The organism is Staphylococcus simulans, assembly GCF_002994445.1.
In the GTDB taxonomy this organism is placed as follows: Bacteria; Bacillota; Bacilli; order Staphylococcales; family Staphylococcaceae; genus Staphylococcus; species Staphylococcus simulans_B.
In genome coordinates this window covers 436,731-456,674 of sequence record NZ_MRZJ01000001.1, presented here as the reverse complement: position 1 = coordinate 456,674, position 19,944 = coordinate 436,731, and the positions used below count along the sequence as shown (strand labels likewise).

The 19,944-nt window shown below is 36.7% G+C and carries 15 protein-coding genes and 1 riboswitch; of the genes, 10 read left to right on the top strand and 5 right to left on the bottom strand.

Translation table 11 applies throughout. The features are described from left to right. Nucleotides 1–25: 25 nt before the first annotated feature. The 6 genes from ptsG (C7N65_RS02370) to C7N65_RS02345 all read left to right on the top strand — a co-directional run bounded on the left by ptsG (C7N65_RS02370) (nt 26) and on the right by C7N65_RS02345 (nt 10,822). Entirely contained in the window at nt 26–2,053 is a 2,028-nt protein-coding gene (gene ptsG / locus C7N65_RS02370) for a glucose-specific PTS transporter subunit IIBC (protein ID WP_105992863.1), read from the top strand. A 116-nt stretch (nt 2,054–2,169) separates the two neighbouring features. Then, nucleotides 2,170–4,248 (top strand): glucose-specific PTS transporter subunit IIBC, encoded by a 2,079-nt coding sequence (ptsG, locus tag C7N65_RS02365; protein WP_105992862.1) that lies wholly within the window; start codon nt 2,170–2,172, stop codon nt 4,246–4,248. Nucleotides 4,249–4,411: 163 nt separating this feature from the next. Further along, on the top strand, nt 4,412–5,638 hold the full coding sequence (locus C7N65_RS02360) for an AI-2E family transporter (protein ID WP_105992861.1): 1,227 nt from the start codon (nt 4,412–4,414) through the stop codon (nt 5,636–5,638). 146 nt (nt 5,639–5,784) lie between these two features. Continuing rightward, nucleotides 5,785–8,310, top strand: coding sequence for a bifunctional lysylphosphatidylglycerol flippase/synthetase MprF (gene mprF, locus C7N65_RS02355; RefSeq protein ID WP_105992860.1), 2,526 nt, complete (start codon nt 5,785–5,787; stop codon nt 8,308–8,310). Nucleotides 8,311–8,480: 170 nt separating this feature from the next. Beyond that, nucleotides 8,481–8,578, top strand: a riboswitch (SAM riboswitch). 59 nt (nt 8,579–8,637) lie between these two features. Further along, a complete protein-coding gene (locus C7N65_RS02350) occupies nt 8,638–9,918 on the top strand; it encodes an O-acetylhomoserine aminocarboxypropyltransferase/cysteine synthase family protein (RefSeq protein ID WP_105992859.1) in 1,281 nt (426 codons plus the stop codon). A gap of 1 nt (nt 9,919) precedes the next feature. Continuing rightward, nucleotides 9,920–10,822 (top strand): homoserine O-acetyltransferase/O-succinyltransferase family protein, encoded by a 903-nt coding sequence (locus C7N65_RS02345; RefSeq protein ID WP_105992858.1) that lies wholly within the window; start codon nt 9,920–9,922, stop codon nt 10,820–10,822. A 95-nt stretch (nt 10,823–10,917) separates the two neighbouring features. On the opposite strand, the gene msrA is transcribed toward C7N65_RS02345, so the two are convergent. After that, entirely contained in the window at nt 10,918–11,433 is a 516-nt protein-coding gene (gene msrA / locus C7N65_RS02340) for a peptide-methionine (S)-S-oxide reductase MsrA (RefSeq protein WP_105992857.1), read from the bottom strand. Nucleotides 11,434–11,801: 368 nt separating this feature from the next. Here msrA and C7N65_RS02335 point away from each other — a divergent pair, with 368 nt between their 5' ends. Then, complete coding sequence (locus C7N65_RS02335) at nt 11,802–12,359, top strand: hypothetical protein (protein WP_105992856.1); 558 nt, start codon at nt 11,802–11,804, stop codon at nt 12,357–12,359. 114 nt (nt 12,360–12,473) lie between these two features. On the opposite strand, the gene C7N65_RS02330 is transcribed toward C7N65_RS02335, so the two are convergent. Next, entirely contained in the window at nt 12,474–12,788 is a 315-nt protein-coding gene (locus C7N65_RS02330) for a hypothetical protein (RefSeq protein ID WP_158698092.1), read from the bottom strand. Between the two features lie 486 nt (nt 12,789–13,274). Continuing rightward, nucleotides 13,275–13,985, bottom strand: a complete 711-nt coding sequence (locus tag C7N65_RS02320; RefSeq protein ID WP_105992853.1) for a hypothetical protein — start codon at nt 13,983–13,985, stop codon at nt 13,275–13,277. 358 nt (nt 13,986–14,343) lie between these two features. Here C7N65_RS02320 and C7N65_RS02315 point away from each other — a divergent pair, with 358 nt between their 5' ends. Further along, nucleotides 14,344–15,357, top strand: coding sequence for an LCP family protein (locus C7N65_RS02315; RefSeq protein WP_105992852.1), 1,014 nt, complete (start codon nt 14,344–14,346; stop codon nt 15,355–15,357). 118 nt (nt 15,358–15,475) lie between these two features. Here the strand turns inward: C7N65_RS02315 and C7N65_RS02310 are convergent, their stop codons facing one another. After that, the gene (locus C7N65_RS02310; protein WP_105992851.1) at nt 15,476–15,661 is read right to left on the bottom strand and encodes a 2-hydroxymuconate tautomerase; all 186 of its coding nucleotides are present in this window, start codon (nt 15,659–15,661) and stop codon (nt 15,476–15,478) included. A 154-nt stretch (nt 15,662–15,815) separates the two neighbouring features. Between C7N65_RS02310 and C7N65_RS02305 the strand changes: the two genes are divergently transcribed. Next, nucleotides 15,816–17,078 carry a Y-family DNA polymerase gene (locus C7N65_RS02305; protein WP_105992850.1) on the top strand — a complete coding sequence of 421 codons (1,263 nt, stop codon included), beginning with the start codon at nt 15,816–15,818 and terminating at the stop codon, nt 17,076–17,078. Nucleotides 17,079–17,129: 51 nt separating this feature from the next. Here the strand turns inward: C7N65_RS02305 and C7N65_RS02300 are convergent, their stop codons facing one another. Further along, nucleotides 17,130–18,227 (bottom strand): prephenate dehydrogenase, encoded by a 1,098-nt coding sequence (locus C7N65_RS02300; protein WP_105992849.1) that lies wholly within the window; start codon nt 18,225–18,227, stop codon nt 17,130–17,132. 139 nt (nt 18,228–18,366) lie between these two features. Here C7N65_RS02300 and C7N65_RS02295 point away from each other — a divergent pair, with 139 nt between their 5' ends. Next, the gene (locus C7N65_RS02295; RefSeq protein WP_105992848.1) at nt 18,367–19,407 is read left to right on the top strand and encodes a M42 family metallopeptidase; all 1,041 of its coding nucleotides are present in this window, start codon (nt 18,367–18,369) and stop codon (nt 19,405–19,407) included. Nucleotides 19,408–19,944: the final 537 nt, after the last annotated feature.

Genomic DNA, 19,944 nt, shown 5'->3' with positions numbered 1-19,944 from the left:
TTTATAATTTTGGGAGGAAACTTTTATGTGGAAAAAGTTTTTCGGTCAATTGCAGCGTATTGGTAAAGCTTTAATGCTTCCTGTCGCAATCTTGCCTGCTGCAGGTTTGCTGTTAGCATTAGGGAATGCCTGTCAAGGCGACGCATTACAAAGCTTGCTGCCTTTCATTAAAGCAGAAGGCGTACAAAATGTCGCTAAAATGATGGAAGGTGCCGGCGGGATTATCTTTGATAACTTAGCCATTATCTTTGCGCTCGGTGTAGCCATAGGGTTAGCCGGCGGAGATGGTGTAGCAGCCATCGCAGCATTTGTAGGATTCATTGTTTTAAATAAAACAATGGGTATGTTTTTAAATGTAACACCTGAATTAGCAACAAAAGCTGATAAAGGTTTTGCGACAGTATTAGGAATTCCGACACTGCAAACGGGTGTGTTCGGGGGTATCATCATCGGGGCACTCGCCGCCTGGTGTTACAACAAGTTCTATAATATTTCGCTGCCGAGTTACTTAGGATTCTTTGCAGGGAAACGTTTCGTGCCGATTATGATGGCAACATGTTCATTTATTTTAGCGTTCCCGATGGCGATTATTTGGCCATATGTACAAGGCGGATTAAACAGCTTCAGTGAAGGCTTGCTTGCTTCAAATACTGGATTAGCTGTCTTCCTATTCGGTTTCATCAAGCGTTTATTAATTCCATTTGGTCTGCATCATATTTTCCATGCGCCATTCTGGTTTGAATTCGGTGCATACAAAAATGCGGCAGGTCAAATCATTCACGGTGACCAACGTATCTTTATCGAACAAATTCGTGATAACGTACCGTTAACTGCAGGTAAATTCATGCAAGGGGAATTCCCTGTTATGATGTTTGGTTTACCAGCAGCAGCACTTGCGATTTATCAAACAGCGAAGAAAGAGAATAAAAAAGTCGTTGCAGGTTTAATGTTATCTGGTGCATTGACTTCATTCTTAACAGGTATCACTGAACCATTAGAATTCTCATTCTTATTCGTAGCACCGTTATTATTCTTTATTCATGCAGTATTAGATGGTTTATCATTCTTAGTGCTATACATCCTTGATGTGCATTTAGGTTATACATTCTCTGGCGGATTTATCGACTTCTTCTTACTTGGTATCTTGCCGAACAAAACACAATGGTGGCTAGTCATTCCGGTCGGTTTAATCTATGCGGCAATCTACTATGTGATTTTCCGCTTCTTAATCCAAAAATTAAACCTTAAAACACCAGGCCGCGAAGACAAAGAAATGCAGTCATCTACAGTATCAACGAATGAATTGCCTTTCAAAGTATTAGAAGCAATGGGCGGAGAACCAAACATCAAACATTTAGATGCTTGTATTACACGTTTGCGTGTTGAAGTAAATGACAAAGCTAAAGTCGATGTACAAGGCTTAAAAGACTTAGGTGCATCAGGTGTGCTTGAAGTCGGCAATAACATGCAAGCAATCTTCGGACCAAAATCAGATCAAATCAAACATAATATGCAGCAAATTATGGATGGTAAAATCACTTCTCCTGAAGAAACAACAATTTCAGAAGAAGGCGACAATACAACAACAAAAATTGCTGAATCTGGCGATACAGTGATTTATGCACCGATTACAGGTGAATTAAAGCCGATTACTGAAGTACCAGACAAAGTCTTCTCTGAAAAAATGATGGGTGACGGTATTGCCATCTTACCTGAATCCGGTGAAGTCTTTGCACCATTTGACGGTGTTGTCAAAATGGTCTTCCCGACAAAACATGCATTAGGTCTGGAATCAAAAGACGGTACTGAATTATTGATTCACTTTGGTTTAGAAACCGTAAAATTAGAAGGTAAAGGTTTCGATATTTTAGTAAAAGAAAATGAAGAAATCGTATTGGGACAACCTTTAATGAAAGTGGATTTAGATTATATTAAAGAAAATGCAGAAAGTACAATTACACCAATCGTCGTTACAAACTTGAACAATAAAACATTAGATGTTGTGGAATATGGTAAAGTTCAACACGGTGATAAAGCAGTTTTAATCAAATAATAAACAACAACGAACCAGCATCCAAGAAAAACAACATAGCATTATAGTTATAAGCGTGAACAAGGAAGCAGGAAACTGTTGCTTGTTCGCGCTTTTTTTACATCAAGGAGGTCATCATGAAACAATTATTCAAAAAGTTTTTCGGACAATTGCAGCGTATAGGCAAAGCCTTAATGCTGCCGGTCGCAATTTTACCTGCAGCCGGGATTTTGCTCGCATTCGGTAATGCGATGCATAATGATCAGATTCTTCATTACGCACCATGGATGGGGAGCCATTATATTCAATTAATCAGTCAAATCATGGAAGTCTCAGGACAAGTTATTTTTGATAACTTGCCGCTGCTCTTTGCGATGGGAACAGCACTAGGTTTAGCAGGCGGCGATGGTGTTGCAGGGATTGCGGCATTGGTCGGTTATTTAATTATGAATGCTACGATGGGTAAAGTCGTCGGTGTCACAATTGACGATATTTATTCATATGCTGAAGGGGCTAAAACATTAGGCCAATCAGCTAAAGATCCTGCACATGCTTTGATTTTAGGTATTCCTACATTGCAAACGGGTGTGTTCGGAGGGATTATTATCGGTGCACTTGCTGCATGGTGTTATAACCGCTTCTACAATATTCAGCTTCCACAATTTTTAGGGTTCTTTGCTGGGAAGCGTTTCGTACCGATTATTACTTCGCTCGTCGCAATTGTAACAGGGATTGTATTAAGCTTTGTTTGGCCGCCGGTTCAAGACGGCTTGAATGCTTTATCGAATTTCTTATTAGGCAAGAACTTAGCATTAACGACATTTATCTTCGGTATTATTGAACGCTCATTGATTCCATTTGGGCTGCATCATATTTTCTATGCACCGTTTTGGTTTGAGTTTGGACATTATACGAATGAAGCGGGCAACTTGATTCGCGGCGACCAACGTATTTGGATGGCACAATATCAAGATGGCGTGCATTTTACTGCAGGTGCCTTTACTACAGGTAAATATCCGTTCATGATGTTCGGATTGCCGGCTGCTGCGTTTGCGATTTATCGTCAAGCAAAGCCAAGCCGCAAGAAAGTTGTCGGCGGACTTATGTTATCAGCAGGTTTGACAGCATTTTTAACTGGTATTACAGAACCATTAGAATTCTCATTCTTATTTGTTGCTCCGATTTTATATGTCGCACATGTTATTTTAGCAGGTTCATCTTTCTTAATTATGCATTTGCTAGGTGTTAAAATCGGTATGACTTTCTCAGGAGGATTCATTGATTATATCTTATACGGATTACTCTCATGGGATCGTTCGAATGCATTGCTCGTTATTCCGGTAGGACTTTGTTATGCAGTGGTTTATTACTTCTTATTCACATTCTTGATTAAGAAATTAAACTTAAAAACTCCAGGGCGTGAAGAAGAAGAAGTGGAAACAGAAAATGTTTCTGTCAGCGAATTGCCGTTTAAAGTGTTAGAAGCAATGGGCGGCAAAGCTAATATCAAACATTTAGATGCTTGTATTACGCGTTTACGTGTAGAGGTTAATGACAAAGCAGAGGTGGATGTTGCAGAATTGAAAAAACTCGGCGCATCCGGTGTGCTTGAAGTCGGCAATAATATGCAGGCAATCTTTGGACCGAAATCTGATCAAATCAAACATGAAATGAAACAGATTATGGAAGGCAATGTAACTGCACCGAAACCAGCAACTGCAACAGAAGATGAAAATCAAGCAGCAAAAGCTGTTGCAGCAAACAGCGGCGCTTTAGTGTATGCGCCGATTACCGGCAAAGTATTAGAATTATCAGAAGTGCCGGATAAAGTGTTTGCGGATAAAATGATGGGTGACGGTATTGCAATATTACCTGAATCCGGTGAAGTCTTTGCGCCGTTTGACGGTGAAGTTAAAATGGTCTTTCCGACTAAACATGCAATCGGCTTAGAATCAAAAGACGGTATCGAGTTATTGATTCACTTTGGTATTGATACTGTGAAATTAGAGGGCAAAGGTTTTGAAATTTTGGTGAACCAAGACGATAAAATCGTACTGGGACAACCTTTAATGAAAGTAGATTTAGATTATATTAAAGCTCACGCAAAAAGCACGATTACACCTATCATTGTGACAAATCTGAACCAGCAAAACATTAAAGTCTTGCATCTTGGTGCAGTAGAGCACGGCACTGCTGTTGTAGAAATTAAATCATAATTGTATTTTGAAACTGATAAATCATAAATTCTATGTTTATCAGTTTCTTTTTAGTTTGCTTTGGGTAATGAGTTACATTGAAGCAATGCTGCAATAAAAAGTATCTTTTTTTAGTAAATAGCGATAAAATATGGTTAATTAACTACAAGGATTGGTGAATTATATGGCAAATAACGATAAACCCCAACGCTTTTCATTAAGCGAAACAAGGTTTATGAAATTTATGGGAGGCAAGAATCTGTTATTTGGCCTAATCATGCTGATATTGATTGGTGTGGCAATTTTTATTTTTGATAAGGTCTCATACATATTCCAGCCTTTTATAATTATCTTCAACACAATTGCAGCACCTGTCATTTTAGGATTGATTTTGTTTTATTTATTAGATCCTGTCATTCGATTTATGGAACGTTATAATATCCCAAGACTTTGGGGGATTATTATTCTGTTTTGTTTTGTGGCTGCAGTGATAGCACTTGTTGTGAATTTATTGATTCCAGTCATCAGCGACCAAATCAAAAGCTTTGCGCACAACTTCCCAAGATATACAGATAAGTTCAATGAGCTTGTTACACAAGTTTCAAGCTGGTCCAACTTGCCTGGAGTATCGAACTTCTATACGCAGATACAAGATCAATTAGATAAAATTGCGAAAAAAGTACCGGGTATGGTTTCGAGTTTCTTTGATGATTTCGGAACGAAAATCATGTCGATTATCGATACAGTTGTCAACATCGGTGTCGTTATCGTTACAACACCATTCGTGTTATTCTTCTTCTTAAAAGACGGCCACCGTTTCAAAGAAAATGCGACAAAAGCAATTCCACCGAAATACCGTAAAGATTTCCATGAAATCATTGAAAGTATGAGCATGCAAGTAGGTTCTTATATCCAAGGTCAAATGATTGTGTCATTTTGTATCGGGGTCTTGCTCTTTATCGGTTACTCGATTATCGGTTTGGATTACAGTTTAGTCTTAGCATGTATTGCGGCTGTAACGAGTGTCGTACCGTATTTAGGTCCTACGATTGCGATTTCTCCTGCCATTATTATGGCGTTGATTACATCGCCGATTATGTTGATTAAATTGATTGTCGTATGGACAGCGGTACAATTTATCGAAGGACACTTTATCTCGCCGAATGTTATGGGTAAAACATTGAAAATCCACCCGTTAACCATTATCTTCGTGTTGTTATGTGCAGGTAATCTTTTAGGTATTGTAGGGGTTATCTTAGCTATTCCGGGTTATGCGGTTATCAAAGTATTGGTTATGCATTTATTCGGAATGTACAAACGTAGATACAACCGCTACTACGGTCAAGATTCTGGTCCGTATGAAGTGGCAGATGAAGAATGGGCAGATAATCCGAACAATGAAATCAAATAAGCATAAAGTTAAGGCATGACACTTTTGTTAGGTGTGATGCCTTAATTTTTTGTCACATGCACAAGGATATGTGGTAATATTTTCATATATTATAAAAGATTTCATGACTGATTGTGCAATCAAAATAAATAGAATCGAGTGGAAATATGTCGAAAAGAATGAAAAGCAGATTAATCACAGGTGCTAAAGCAGTGTTTGCGGCAGTACTTTTTATCATAGTTGTGATGACGTTATATCGAGAACTCTCAACCATTAACTTTAAGAAATTGTTTATGCTCTTTGAAAAATTAAACCGTGTGGAACTGACAAGCTTGCTTGTGGTCGGCGGACTATCCATCTTACTGTTGAGTTTTTATGACGTGGTAATGGTGCGTACGTTGAAACTGAAAATGCCGATGATGAAAGTCATGCGTGTCAGCTATATTATCAATGCTTTGAATTCGATTATCGGGTTCGGAGGTTTTATCGGTGCGGGTGTGCGTGTATCGGTATATAAACAATACACGAAAGACACGAAAACTTTGCTGCATTATATTTCGTTAGTGCTGCTGTCGATGCTGACAGGCTTAAGTTTATTATCTATTTTAGTTGTGACACATGTCTTTAATGCCAAGCATTTGCTGGATGATTATCCGGTGGTGCATGTCTTGTTATATGTAGTGGCGTGCTTCTTGCCAGTGTTTGTATTTGTGACGATTAAAAAGCCAGTACAGCAATCGCATCGTTTTACAGGTGCCTATTTGACGATTGTTTCAAGTATTGAATGGCTTGCTGCGAGCATGGTCTTGTATTTTGCTTTGCGTATCGTTGATTTGAATGTGGATTTCACTTCATTTGTCGGCATCTTTATTATTGCAGCAATTGCAGGTTTGATCAGTTTCATTCCTGGGGGCTTCGGTGCATTTGATGTCGTGATATTAGTCGGTTTGAAACATTTGAATCTGCCAGAAGAAAAGATTGTTTTAGCATTGATGCTGTATCGTTTTGCTTATTACATTGTACCGGTTGTCATTGCGTTGATTTTATCGATGTTTGAATTCGGGACTTCAGCCAAACGCTATCTTGAACAATCAAAATACTATACGCCTGCAAAAGAAGTGACATCGTTCTTGTTCTCTTATCAAAAGATGATCACGCAAAAGATTCCGTCATTGTCTTTAGCAGTACTCGTTATGTTTACAAGTCTGATGTTCTTATTAAACAATGTCAGTATCATTTATGATGGACTCTATGACCCGAATCATATGTTTTACTATATTGTGGTAACGATTCATACTAGTGCATGTTTGATATTGATGCTGAATGTACGCGGTATTTTCAAACAAAGCCGGCGTGCGATTTTATTTGCGATGATTTCTGTTATTTTAATTTTTATGATCACGGTCTATACGAATACATCATTTATATTGATTACTTGGCTGCTCATTGTTTTTGGTTTATTGGTTTATGCGTTCTTAAAAGCACAAGTGCTCAAACGTCCGATTCGTTTGCGCCACTTGATGTCGATGTTGATTATTTCGGTTGTGATGTTAACGTTGAATCATTTTGTCATTGCTTTTGTGTTAGAAGCAGTCGATGCGTACCGCATTGAGGTCGACAATTCGATGCTGCGCTATTATTTATGGCTGACAATTTTAGCAGTGATTGTTATTGTGACATTTATCGTATGGTTGTTTGAACAAGCATATAAAAAAGTGAAACCTGATAATGATATTGCACAATGCGAAGCGATTATTGAACAATACGGCGGCAACTATTTAAGTCATTTGCTGCACAGCGGAGACAAACAAGTATTTATGGATGAATCAGAAGAGGCTTTTATTATGTATCGTCTGAAAGCCAATTGTTTAGTTGTGCTCGGTGACCCGATTGGTAATAAAGACCGCTTTAATGCCTTGTTAGAAGCACTGTATCATTACGCTCGCTACGTTGGGTATGAAATTATTTTCTATCAAGCTACAGACCGTTATATGCCGCTGTATCATGATTTTGGGAACCAGTTCTTTAAGCTTGGGGAAGAAGCGGTCATCGATTTAAGCACCTTTACAACTTCAGGCAAAAAACGCAGAGGCTTTCGTGCTACGTTAAATAAAGTAGAAGAACAAAACATCAATTTTGAAATTACAGAACCGCCGTTTAATCAAGATTTGCTGAAAGCGTTAGAACAAGTCAGCGATGCGTGGCTGGACGGGAAAAATGAAATGCATTTTTCAGTCGGGCGTTTTACACAAGATTATTTAGAGAAGGCACCGGTCGGTATTTTAAGAGAAGCGGACGGTCGAATTATTGCTTTTTGCAGCTTAATGCCGATTCATAATGATGAAGCTATTTCTGTCGATTTGATCCGTTGGCTGCCGGATGTAGATTTACCGCTAATGGATGCTTTGTATCTGCATATGCTATTGTGGAGTAAGGAACAGGGCTATCATGCGTTTAATATGGGTATGGCGACCTTATCTAATGTAGGTCAAAATGAATATTCATATTGGAATGAGCGTTTAGCAGGAAAAGTATTTGATAACTTTAATACTTTGTATCGCTTCAGCGGTTTAAGACGATATAAAGAGAAATTCAAACCAAATTGGGAACCGCGCTTTTTAGTATATTCGCGCCATAGTTCGTTATGGCAAGGAATGTACAAAGTTTTATGGGTGATTCGTTCCAAACATTAATTTTATAACTGTAATCAAGGCTGAGGCAGCGTAATTGTTGTCTCGGCTTTTTTTACAGGTATGTAAATTTTGTTGACGAAATATTATTTCTAAAGCCAAAATTCAGAAAAATAAGAATAGTCTATTGACATTACGCTGTATTAGTTCTATACTACTGAATAAATTAATAAAACTTATCCAGAATGGTGGAGGGACTGGCCCAACGATACCAGGCAACCTATTTAAGTTAGGTGCTAATTCCAGCAGGTGAAGACCTGAAAGATAAGCCCAGCGAGTCTATCTTTTTCAGGTAGGCTCATTTTTTATATATTCAAGGAGGAAATGAACATGACAAATGATTTTAAATTCGAAACGTTGCAATTACACGCAGGACAAGAGGTAGACCAATCTTCGCATTCGAGAGCGGTACCGATTTATCAAACGACTTCATTTACATTTGACGATACACAACACGCAGCAAACTTATTTGGTTTAAAAGAACTTGGTAATATCTATTCTCGTTTAACAAACCCTACTGTAGCAGTATTTGAAACACGTGTTGCTGAACTTGAAGGCGGGGTTGCTGGGATTGCGGTAGCTTCAGGTATGGCTGCGATTACTTATGCGATTCAAACTGTAGCAGATGCTGGCGACCACATCGTAGCAAGCTCTACTTTATACGGCGGTACACATACATTATTTGCACATACTTTACCTAAATTCGGTATCGATGTTTCTATCGTTGACAGCAAAAACTTTGATGAAGTGAAAAACGCAATCAAAGATAATACCAAAGCGATATATATTGAAACTGTAGGTAACCCTGAAGGTAACGTTGAAGACATTGAAAAATTAGCTGATATTGCACATGAAGCAGGTATCCCATTAATCGTAGATAACACATTCGCTTCTCCATACTTAATCAATCCGATTAAATACGGTGCAAACATTGTGGTGCATTCTGCAACTAAATTTATCGGCGGTCATGGTACTTCTATGGGCGGTGTCGTTGTAGACGGCGGTAACTTCGACTGGACACAAAATGACAAATTCCCTGGTTTAACTGAGCCTGATCCTTCTTACCATGATTTAGTATTCACTGAAGCTTTCGGCCCAGCTGCATTAGCTTTCAAAATCAGAACAACTTTACTTCGCGATACAGGTGCAGCGTTATCTCCGTTTAATGCTTTCTTATTATTGCAAGGTTTAGAAACATTATCATTAAGAGTGGAACGTCATGTTGAAAACGCAGAAAAAGTAGCGAAATTCTTAGAAGGCCACGAAAAAGTAGAATGGGTTAAATATGCCGGCTTGCCTTCAAGCGAATATTACGACTTAAAACAAAAATACCTTCCAAAAGGCGCAAGCTCAATCTTTACATTCGGTGTTAAAGGCGGCTATGAAGCAGGTATTAAATTTATCGAATCATTAGAATTATTCTCTTTACTTGCGAACGTTGGGGATGCGAAATCATTAGTCATTCACCCAGCTTCAACAACACATGCGCAATTAAATGAAGAGGATCAATTAAAAGCAGGTATTACACCTGAAACTATCCGTGTATCTATTGGACTTGAACATATTGATGACATCATCAATGACTTAGAAAAAGGATTAGACGCGATTTAAGATGCTCTTTACTGATGGAATTCCTATTCTGCCTGTATTAAAGCAGGAACACATCGATTTTGAAGATAAACGGATAACTAATGGTTTGAATTTATTGATTGTTAACCTTATGCCTATGAAACAAGATGCTGAAAGACAGTTGTTAAGATTGCTTGGGCAGACGTGTCACGACATTAATGTCGACTTTATCTATCCGGTTACTCATCAACCTAAATCTTCTTCGAATCGACATGCTGAGCAGTATTATAAGGAATTTGATGAGATTAAAGATAATTATTATGATGGTTTCATTATGACAGGTGCACCTGTAGAACATCTTGATTTTTCTGCTGTAGATTATATAGAGGAACTCAAAGAGATTTACGATTGGTCGAATACCCATGTCAAACAGCGTTTATTTATATGCTGGGGCGCACAGTTTGCGTTGAACTACCGTTATGGCATTCATAAACGGATGTTTAATGAAAAACTGACCGGGATTTATCGTTATCAAATCTTACAGGCGCATCCTGCGTTGTTTGAAATTCCAGAATATATTATTCCGCAATCTAGGAGTTCTTATATGGATCCTGCTGAATTGATGGAAGAAGCGGACTTAGATGTTATTACTTACAGTCCGTATACGGGTGTTGATTTCATTTCAAATAAAGACCAATCGGATTTGTATATCGGCGGGCATTTTGAATATGAAAGCAATACGTTGTTAAATGAGTTTATACGAGATAGTGAGAAGAATGCAGCTTCTGCCGCAAAACCTAAAAACTATTTCAGAGGAGATTCATTAGAACCGCTTCCAGCACATTGGATTCCTTATGGTCAGCAGCTCTTTCAAAACTGGACGGATATGATGGAACAATGCCGTTTTCCAGTGGAGGAAAAAGAAGCGGATATTCTTGATAAGTAACTTGTCTTTGCAAGCTGAATAAATAAAAAAACAATGCGCGAGCACATCCTAAGGATGCATGGCTTGCGCATTGTTTTTATGATACATACAATCTGTTATTGATCTCTTTGGCGTTTAATTGCTTCACGCTGTGCTGCTTCTTGAGCATAACGTTCTGGGTTCTTTTTATAAAAGTCTTGGTGATATGCTTCTGCTTCATAAAACGGCATTACCGGCAAGACTTGCGTTGCGACCGCTTTATCTTTATCAATTGTTGATTTTAATGATTCAATATATTGATTTGCGGTTTCACGTTGGTCTTCATTAGTATAGAATATAGCTGTACGGTATTGCGAACCGCGATCTTGATATTGTCCTTCAGCATCTGTCGGATCAATCACGGAAAAGAAGATTTCTAGTAATTTATGATAAGACATCAGTGCGACGTCATATTCTATTTTAACAGTTTCTAAATGACCGGTAGTTCCGCTTTTGACTTGTTCGTACGTAGGATGGTCAACATGGCCTCCCATGTATCCTGACGTGACTGTTTCAATGCCGTCAAACGTATCAAAGGGTTTGACCATACACCAAAAACACCCTCCGGCAAAATAAGCTGTATTGATATTCATGCAATCTATCCTTTCTATTTCTGGGACCTTAGTACCATTTGCTAAGTAAATACTTGATTTTTAAAAGGAAATTATATAACTTTAGTATGTATTAATTATATTACATAGGCTGTTAATTTTGAAGATATAAGGTTGCTTTTTGCTATCAAATGTTGATGCAACATTGTACTATTTTAAGTGTAAGCGGTTAATGAGTGGTAAAGTTATTACTAATAGATTTTCATTCATTTATGTCCAATATATACATTTTGTAATTTGGATTTTAGCTATTGAACATAAATAGATAGTATCATACCTCTATATATTAGAAAGGATGTATCTAAATTAGTATTACAGAGATTGTCATAACCGTATTAATTACAGGGTTTGTGCCGATATTAGTTGCATTTTTACAGAATACTCTACAAAATAAGCAAGTTAATAAGCAAAATGAACTGGATAGTAAAAAACTAAAATTTGAATTACTCAAAGAATCATTGAATGATTATAAAGAAAAGAATAGTTCCTATGCAAACGAAATAGTTGATCAATATTTCGAAATGCTTCCTATTGTTGATATTACGCATAAATGGGATATATATAAATCTTTGATTCTTGTGTTTAATAAGTACTTAATTTTATTAGATGATATAAGTATTATATACAAGGCTACTAATGGGTTTCTTATAGAAGATTCTAATGTGAAGAACGTAAAATTGATTGAAACGTTCGAAGAGAAGTTTGAAACTTTAGATAAGACCATAAAAGAGGCTAATAAATTTGTGGTTAATGAAAAAAACAACCCTGAAAACTATAGTAAAAGTTCATGTAAAGATTGTTTTGATAATCCTTTAAAAGAATTGCAAGGTGCATCTTCGGATTTAAATATAGCGATTACACTTTTGCTTTTGACTCAAACAAATGAAATTTTTGAGAGGTATTTGTAATTAGCTTTGATAAAAGTGAGCGTTATTATTACTAATTCTGTTTTAGACTATATTGTTCTGTTGTGAAATTTAAAGAGTGCTGACCAATTTTGGTCTAGCACTCTAAAATATATATTAGTGCTGTTGTAAGTAATCATTGTAAGTTTGATTCATTTCATCTTGTGTCCAGATACCTGCGTCAACCCATGATTGGTATCGTTGTTTGACTATTTCATCATGACCCATGCCTTGTTGCATTTGCTTCGATTCTTTTATTGCTTGTCCTATATTTCCTGTTCCGTCAGATTGAGGCAATTTACCTTGTGATACAAGTGATTTATATTCGTTAATCATGTCCATTTCTGTTAATCCTTGGCATTGTTGACCATTTAATACGCATGCTTCAGCATTACCATTTTGAGATTGTTGAACTGCCTGTTGATTCTGCACTTGTTGACTATTATTAGTTGGTTGATTGTTTTGTAGTTGTGCCTGGACTTGTCTATTGTCAGCTTGTTGATCGTTCTTGGCTTGATCAATTGCGTTATCTTGTGGCTTAGTCTTTTTTTAGAAGTTTCTTTCTCTTTGTGTTCTTCTTTTTTATCCTTATGATGTTGCTCAGTCTTTGGATTTTCTACTTTTTTCTTATGTTCTTCATTATTGCTGCAAGCTACAAGCAGCAAAGCAGATAATGCAAGAAACGGTAGTTTATTCATGATGTATCAGTCCTTAATTTAATTATGTTACTTTTATTATAAATTAACAAAAATATTTGGCAACTATAGGTGATAGTATCAAGTGCTTTTTATGCTTTGTTTTTTTATAAAGAAGGTTCAAATAACTTCTTACAAAGAAAGCTAATTAATGAGATATTCCCAATAGAATGATAGGAAGTTTTTTGTTATTTAATGACTTGATTAAGTAGAATATGCATTTTTACTGATCTTTCGATATAAGTAGAAACAGTATCGTAACTACTGCTTTTAAGAAGAATATGGCATTTATTGAGTTATCAATTGGATTATTGGATATTAATTCTGCTATTGTTTGGTTTATATAATCTCCATATATAGATTGTGATAATTCTAAAACGCTCTTTTTCCATTTAGTGTCGGCATATTTATCAGCGATTTCTCTATATGCTTTATTGGAATAAAATGTTGTTGCAGAAAGTGTGAAATTAAATGCAACATAAGTAATGTCTCCAATGACGTTTTTGATTTTATCATATGTTTTTTTCTGGTGACTATCTAAAATATCATTTGTGTAAGTATTATTAATATCAACCAAGGCATCATTCAAATCAGAAATACTAGGAGTATCTTCTTGAGTATATAAAAAGTCTTTAGCTAGATAACCTTTGTTCGATAGTACATTATCAAATGAATTTATATTTGGAGATAAATTGAAAGATTTTCTTAGCTTTTCTAAGTTAATGATCTGAGGTAAATCTGGTAAACTTATTAATTCCTCAATTTGTTTCCATATTACTTCTTGTTTGTCTAAAAATAGTTCCAATTCTACATCGATAGCCAATCGAGACACTTCTGGAAATGATAAACTTAAGTTCAATTGGTCTTTGAAGTTAGCAGTTATTGCATTTATTTGTTCTCTTAATAGGTTTCCTATATCAAAATCATAATGCAACTATAATTCCTCCTTTTTTTAATTATACAAAGAGACTATCACCAAGTGCCATTATATAAATTCCACTCAATTACTTTAGAGGATGATTAATATAGGTTTAATGGTTTTACAAAATATTTAAATCTGAAAAATTATGAAGGATGGACGGGTATCAGAGATATTGTATAATGAAAAGGGTATTAAAAATTTAGTCGGTCTTGGGACTGAAATAAGGGTGGAAAAAGGGTAGATTTTTGACTTATCATAGCAATTCATATTAAATTATTAATTGGAAAATATGATAAAATAACATCAGAATGGTGTTTTTGATTTGATATGAATTACATAAAAACTATATCTGGATATAAGGTTGATGAAAATGACAAAAGAAACAAACAATGACAATTACAAACGTAGCAGCGGGGAACAACCTCTGCCGAAACGTACAAAGAAAAGAATGCGTAAGTTGCCTTTTGTGATTTTAGGCATCTTGATAATTTTTATTATCTTGATTGTATATGCGGTTTCGGGATATAGAAGCGGTATTAATTACGCGAAAAAGCACAATCCGAATATGAAAGTGGAAAAATTTAACGGTCCTGTCAAAAATGATGGTAAAATTTCTATTTTATTATTAGGGGCAGACAAATCAGACGGTGGTAAATCAAGAACAGACTCTATTATGGTTGCACAATACGATTACATCCATAAGAAAATGAAAGTAGTGTCTGTAATGCGTGATACTTATGCGAAGATTCCAGGCTACAGAGATTATAAAATCAATGCGGCTTATTCACTTGGAGGACCAGAGTTATTACGTAAAGCATTAGTCGAAAACTACGGTATTAATCCTGAGTATTATGCGGTAGTTGATTTTAAAGGCTTTGAAAAAATGATTGATGAGCTGGCACCTGATGGTATTCCGATTGATGTCGAAAAGGATATGTCGGAACTCATCGGTGTATCACTTAAGAAAGGGCACCATAATTTAAATGGTAAAGAATTATTAGGTTATGCGCGCTTTCGTCATGATCCTGAAGGGGACTTCGGTCGTGTCAGAAGACAGCAGCAAGTGATTCAAGCTTTGAAACAGGAAATGACAAAACCAGGTGCTGTTTTCAAATTGCCGAAAGTTGCAGGTATTTTACGCGGTTACTTGAATACGGATATTCCTGACTCTGCTTTAATTCAAACGGGTGTCAACTTTGGTATTCGCGGTGATAAAGATGTTAAAACATTAACGGTTCCGATGAAAGGCACATACCAAGATATTCAAACAGCTGAAAGCGGCAGTGCACTTGAAGTGGATAAACCTGCGAATAAAAAAGCAATCCAAGAGTTTTTAAATGATAACAAAGACCATAAGAAAGATTCGGGCAAACAGCAGCAATAAGTTAGGTTCGAATACAAAAGATGGCAGGAATGTAGAGGATAGAATGAGAAGGATAGAATGAAAATCAAGAGAAGCGGTTAATCCAATGAGGGTTAGCCGCTTCTCTTTGTTTCATGTATTATTGATCAGATTTTCTGACGCCGCCTACACCATAGTGGTTAGGTTTCATTTCTTCTAATACAACGCTGATTGCGTTACGGTCAGCATTTGTAGTTTTTTCAACTGCATCTGTGACTTCTTTAACTAAAGCTTTAAGTTGTTCGTCTGTACGACCTTCAATTAATTTAATATTTACGATTGGCATAAGAACGCCTCCTTGTAATAGATGTAACCTTATTATACCACTAAAGTTAATAGGTGATGAACGATAAGAGTAAACAGAACATTTGTTCTCTTAATTGTTGAATAAGAACAAATGTTCGTATATACTTAAAGTATCACATAACGGGGGTGATGATATGTATGATTATCATTTACTAGAGGACAGGGATATTTTATGTATAGATCAAAAGAGTTTCTTTGCGAGTGTATCTTGTATTTCAAAAGGATTAGATCCATTAAAGACAAAATTAGCAGTGGTAGCAGATACAAAACGTCAAGGTTCAGTAGTACTCGCCGCAACGCCGCCGCTGAAAGCCATCGGGATTACTACAGGTTCGCGTTTATTTGAGATTCCGCATCGCAATGATATTTATATCATCAATCCAAGTATGCGCAAGTATTTAGATGTATCTATTACGATTTCTAAAATTGCATTGCAGTATGTGCCGCCAGAAGATTTGCATCAATACAGTATTGATGAATTTTTTATGGATGTGACAGATAGTTATCATCGCTTCAGCAGTACAGTACAATCGTTTTGTATTAAGCTGATGAAAGAAATTTATGATAAGACACAAATCTATTGCACAGTCGGGATAGGCTCGAATATGCTGCTGAGTAAAATTGCGATGGATATTGAAGCTAAGCATAACCCTGATCGTATTGCAGAATGGCGTTATCAAAATGTTCCTGAGAAGCTATGGAAGATACAACCGCTTCATAAATTTTGGGGCATCAATACGCGCACTGAGAAAAAATTGAATAAGCGCGGTATTTTTACGATTGGAGATTTAGCACATTATCCATACCAATATTTAAAAAGAGATTTTGGGATTAAGGGCATTGATCTGCATTTGCATGCACACGGAATTGATCAAAGCAAAATGCGTGAGAAGTACAAAACAACTAATCCATCGATATGCAAGAGTCAGATTTTAATGCGCGACTACAGCTATGAAGATGCCAAAGTCGTTATGCAAGAGTTGATTGAAGATGTGGCAATGCGGGTGAGATTGCGTAAAATGCGTGCAAGAACGATTCATTTTTCATTCGGTTATAAAGATGGCGGAGGTGTGCATAAGCAATTTACATTGCAAGAACCGACGAATTTAGAAAAAGAAATTTGGACCACATTAGAGAAGTGGGCTGACCAATTATGCGATCCAACATTATTGTATCGCACACTCAGTGTTTCGTTGACGCAATTTGTACCTGAAGGTATTCAGCAATTGAATTTATTTGTGGATGAGTATGAAAGAAAACGTAATGAAGCTCTTGCGAAAACGATTGATCGCTTGCAGCAGAAATATGGAAAAGGTATTGTTTCAAAAGCTATTTCTTATACGGATGCAGGAACTAAGTATGGTCGTTTAGGCCTGATGGCAGGTCATAAAATGTAAATAAGCATCAAAAAAGGCTCTGTAACAAGCTACAGAACCTTTTGATGCTTATTAAAGACTGTAAGTATCAAATTCATGTAACGCTTCAATCCCCAGTTCGCGATCTTTAGGTGTTTTAAAGCTGATACGCAAAGCACCGTAAATATCTTCGCGGACTTCTACAATATTTATGTTACTTATAGAAATATTATGTAAACTCAGAATAGAGGTTACTTTGCTGATCATACCAGGTTTGTCAGGGATGTCTACGTAAAGTTCGTAGGAACTAGCGACTGCACCTGGTTTCTTAGCAGGCAGATGATTTCTGTAATCACGGGCATTTTCGAAAAATTGATAAATCCCTTCAGTATCATCGTTTTGTATTTGTGTAACAAGATGAGACAGTTGGTTGTTCCATTGTTGAATGCCGGCAAGAATAAAGTCTTTATTTTCATGCATGATATCGCTCCACATTTCAGGGCTGCTGCTGGCTATACGTGTAATATCACGGAAACCGCCTGCTGCTAGCTGTTTAATCAGTGGAGAATCTTGATCATAATTCAGGCTTAAGTTCACAAGCAGCGCCGCAGCAATGTGCGGAATATGGCTGACAATACTTGTAACGAAATCATGTTCTTCTGGTGAAGTAGCGATGATTTTTGCACGTGTAGCTTGTAACAAATCTTGAATCACTTTTGATGCGTGATCATTTTCTTTTTCAGAATGTACCAAAATATAATACGCATTTTCAAACAAGTTCTTTTTCGCATTTAAGATACCTGATTTATGACTGCCGGCCATAGGGTGACCGCCGATTAAATGAATCTGTTTGGCATCTAATAACGGCTTTTCAAAGGCTTGAATCGATCCTTTGGTACTTCCAGTATCTGTGACGATGAGTCCAGGTTGAGTAGGGATATCTGTAAGTGTCTTGAGATATTTTACCGTTTGTTGGACAGGTGTGGCATAAATAATAATATCTGCTTGTTGAACCGCTGCTTCGTAATCTACTGCTTTTTCATCAATAATTCCAATCGAAAGTGCTTTATCAAGTTGACTTAGGTTAGAATCATAAGCAATAATACGTGCATCGTTTTGCGCATACTTTAAATTTGAAGCTAAGCTTCCGCCGATTAGTCCTAAACCAACAAAAAGGATGTTTTTAGTCAAAAGACTCACCTCTGTCTAAATTTTCAGAATAGAAACATTATAGAGTGTATTTTCAAATGACGCAAGGCATTAAAGGAATAGATTTTGATTTTCTATTTAGGAAAAATATAGGTACAATAAAGACAAGGAGGGGATTTTAATGGCACAAAAAATTTTTGAAACGATTAAAACATTAACTGAAATTCCAAGTCCGTCAGGCGACGCGTACAAAGCGATTGATTATGTGGGAGAATTTGCGGAGAACTTAGGTTATCCTACATATGTGACGAATAAAGGGGCATTAATGATTACCGTACAAGGCGACAATGATGTAGAGCATCGTTGTATCACTGCCCATGTAGACACTTTAGGCGCAATGGTAAAAGAAGTGAAAGAGGATGGCCGATTAGGTATTGAATTAATCGGGGGCTATGCTTTCAACGCAATTGAAGGTGAATATTGTACCATTCATACAGATTCAGGCAAAGATTATTCAGGAACGATTTGTCTTCATGAAACATCTGTACATGTATACAAAGACAATCATACGATTCCGCGTGATAAAGAACATATGGAAGTCAGAATTGATGCTGTGACAAGAAATGATGAAGAGACACGTCAATTAGGTATTGAAGTAGGGGACTTTATCAGTTTAGATCCTAGAACAGTATTTACAGCAAATGACTTTATTAAATCACGTCATTTAGATGATAAAGCAAGTGTTGCGATGATTATGGACTTTTTAGAAAAACTGAAAGAAAACGGTAAAACATTGCCATATACTACGCATTTCTTTATTTCTAACAACGAAGAAATAGGTTATGGTGCCAATGCTTCTATTCCAGGCAAAGTCAAAGAGTATATTGCATTTGATATGGGTGCATTAGGAGATGGCCAAACTTCTGATGAGTATACCGTTTCTATTTGTGCAAAAGATGCTTCAGGACCTTATCATAAAAAATTAAGACAGCATTTAACACAATTAGCGCAAAGCAACGAGATTCCATATAAAGTCGATATTTATCCTTATTACGGTTCAGATGCTTCAGCTGCATTGCGTTCAGGCGCAGATATCAAACACGGATTGTTTGGGGCAGGTATTGAATCTTCGCATGCATTAGAACGTACACATATCGATTCAATCAAAGCCACACAACGCTTGTTAGAGGCATATCTCTTCTCAGATATGGTTGAAGATTAAAACCAAAAATAAAGTGTTGTTTAACTTTTGTGTTGACATCGCTGAAAATGCAGTGTATGATTCAAAGTACATTGCGAACGATGTTAAAAGTAAACGTAGCTTATATGAAATGTAGCAAACAGAAAACTGATGGATGATGCAAATCAGTACAGCATATCAAGTGAATTGGGACTTTTAACAAGCATGAACACAATTTAATTTTTATCAATAAGAACATGTCTATGTTGAACTAAGGTGGCACCACGGTAACGCGTCCTTACAGGAGTAAAGCGTTATTGTGGTGTCTTTTATTAATTTGGAAGAGACAGAGAAATACAGTGATAAGACAAAAGGTAGTAGTTAAGCAGAGTGAGCAGATTCAGAAAGTTAGTGGTAGATGCAAACTAACCTCGCTGTTTAATGAATTGGGTTTTGTTTGAAGCTGCCAATCAAATAAAAGCATGAGTGAGCAATCTTATGGATTGCTAACAAAGGTGGTACCGCGCCAAAAGCGTCCTTGTTACAACAAACAAGGGCGCTTTTTATTATGGGAGGAGC

Coding starts and splice junctions, on each gene's coding strand:
- C7N65_RS02350 (WP_105992859.1), top strand. CDS start 8,638: ATGACAAATGATTTTAAATTCGAAACGTTGCAATTACACGCAGGACAA.
- ptsG (WP_105992863.1), top strand. CDS start 26: ATGTGGAAAAAGTTTTTCGGTCAATTGCAGCGTATTGGTAAAGCTTTA.
- C7N65_RS02310 (WP_105992851.1), bottom strand. CDS start 15,661: ATGCCAATCGTAAATATTAAATTAATTGAAGGTCGTACAGACGAACAA.
- C7N65_RS02360 (WP_105992861.1), top strand. CDS start 4,412: ATGGCAAATAACGATAAACCCCAACGCTTTTCATTAAGCGAAACAAGG.
- C7N65_RS02315 (WP_105992852.1), top strand. CDS start 14,344: ATGACAAAAGAAACAAACAATGACAATTACAAACGTAGCAGCGGGGAA.
- C7N65_RS02305 (WP_105992850.1), top strand. CDS start 15,816: ATGTATGATTATCATTTACTAGAGGACAGGGATATTTTATGTATAGAT.
- ptsG (WP_105992862.1), top strand. CDS start 2,170: ATGAAACAATTATTCAAAAAGTTTTTCGGACAATTGCAGCGTATAGGC.
- C7N65_RS02345 (WP_105992858.1), top strand. CDS start 9,920: ATGCTCTTTACTGATGGAATTCCTATTCTGCCTGTATTAAAGCAGGAA.
- C7N65_RS02295 (WP_105992848.1), top strand. CDS start 18,367: ATGGCACAAAAAATTTTTGAAACGATTAAAACATTAACTGAAATTCCA.
- msrA (WP_105992857.1), bottom strand. CDS start 11,433: ATGAATATCAATACAGCTTATTTTGCCGGAGGGTGTTTTTGGTGTATG.
- mprF (WP_105992860.1), top strand. CDS start 5,785: ATGTCGAAAAGAATGAAAAGCAGATTAATCACAGGTGCTAAAGCAGTG.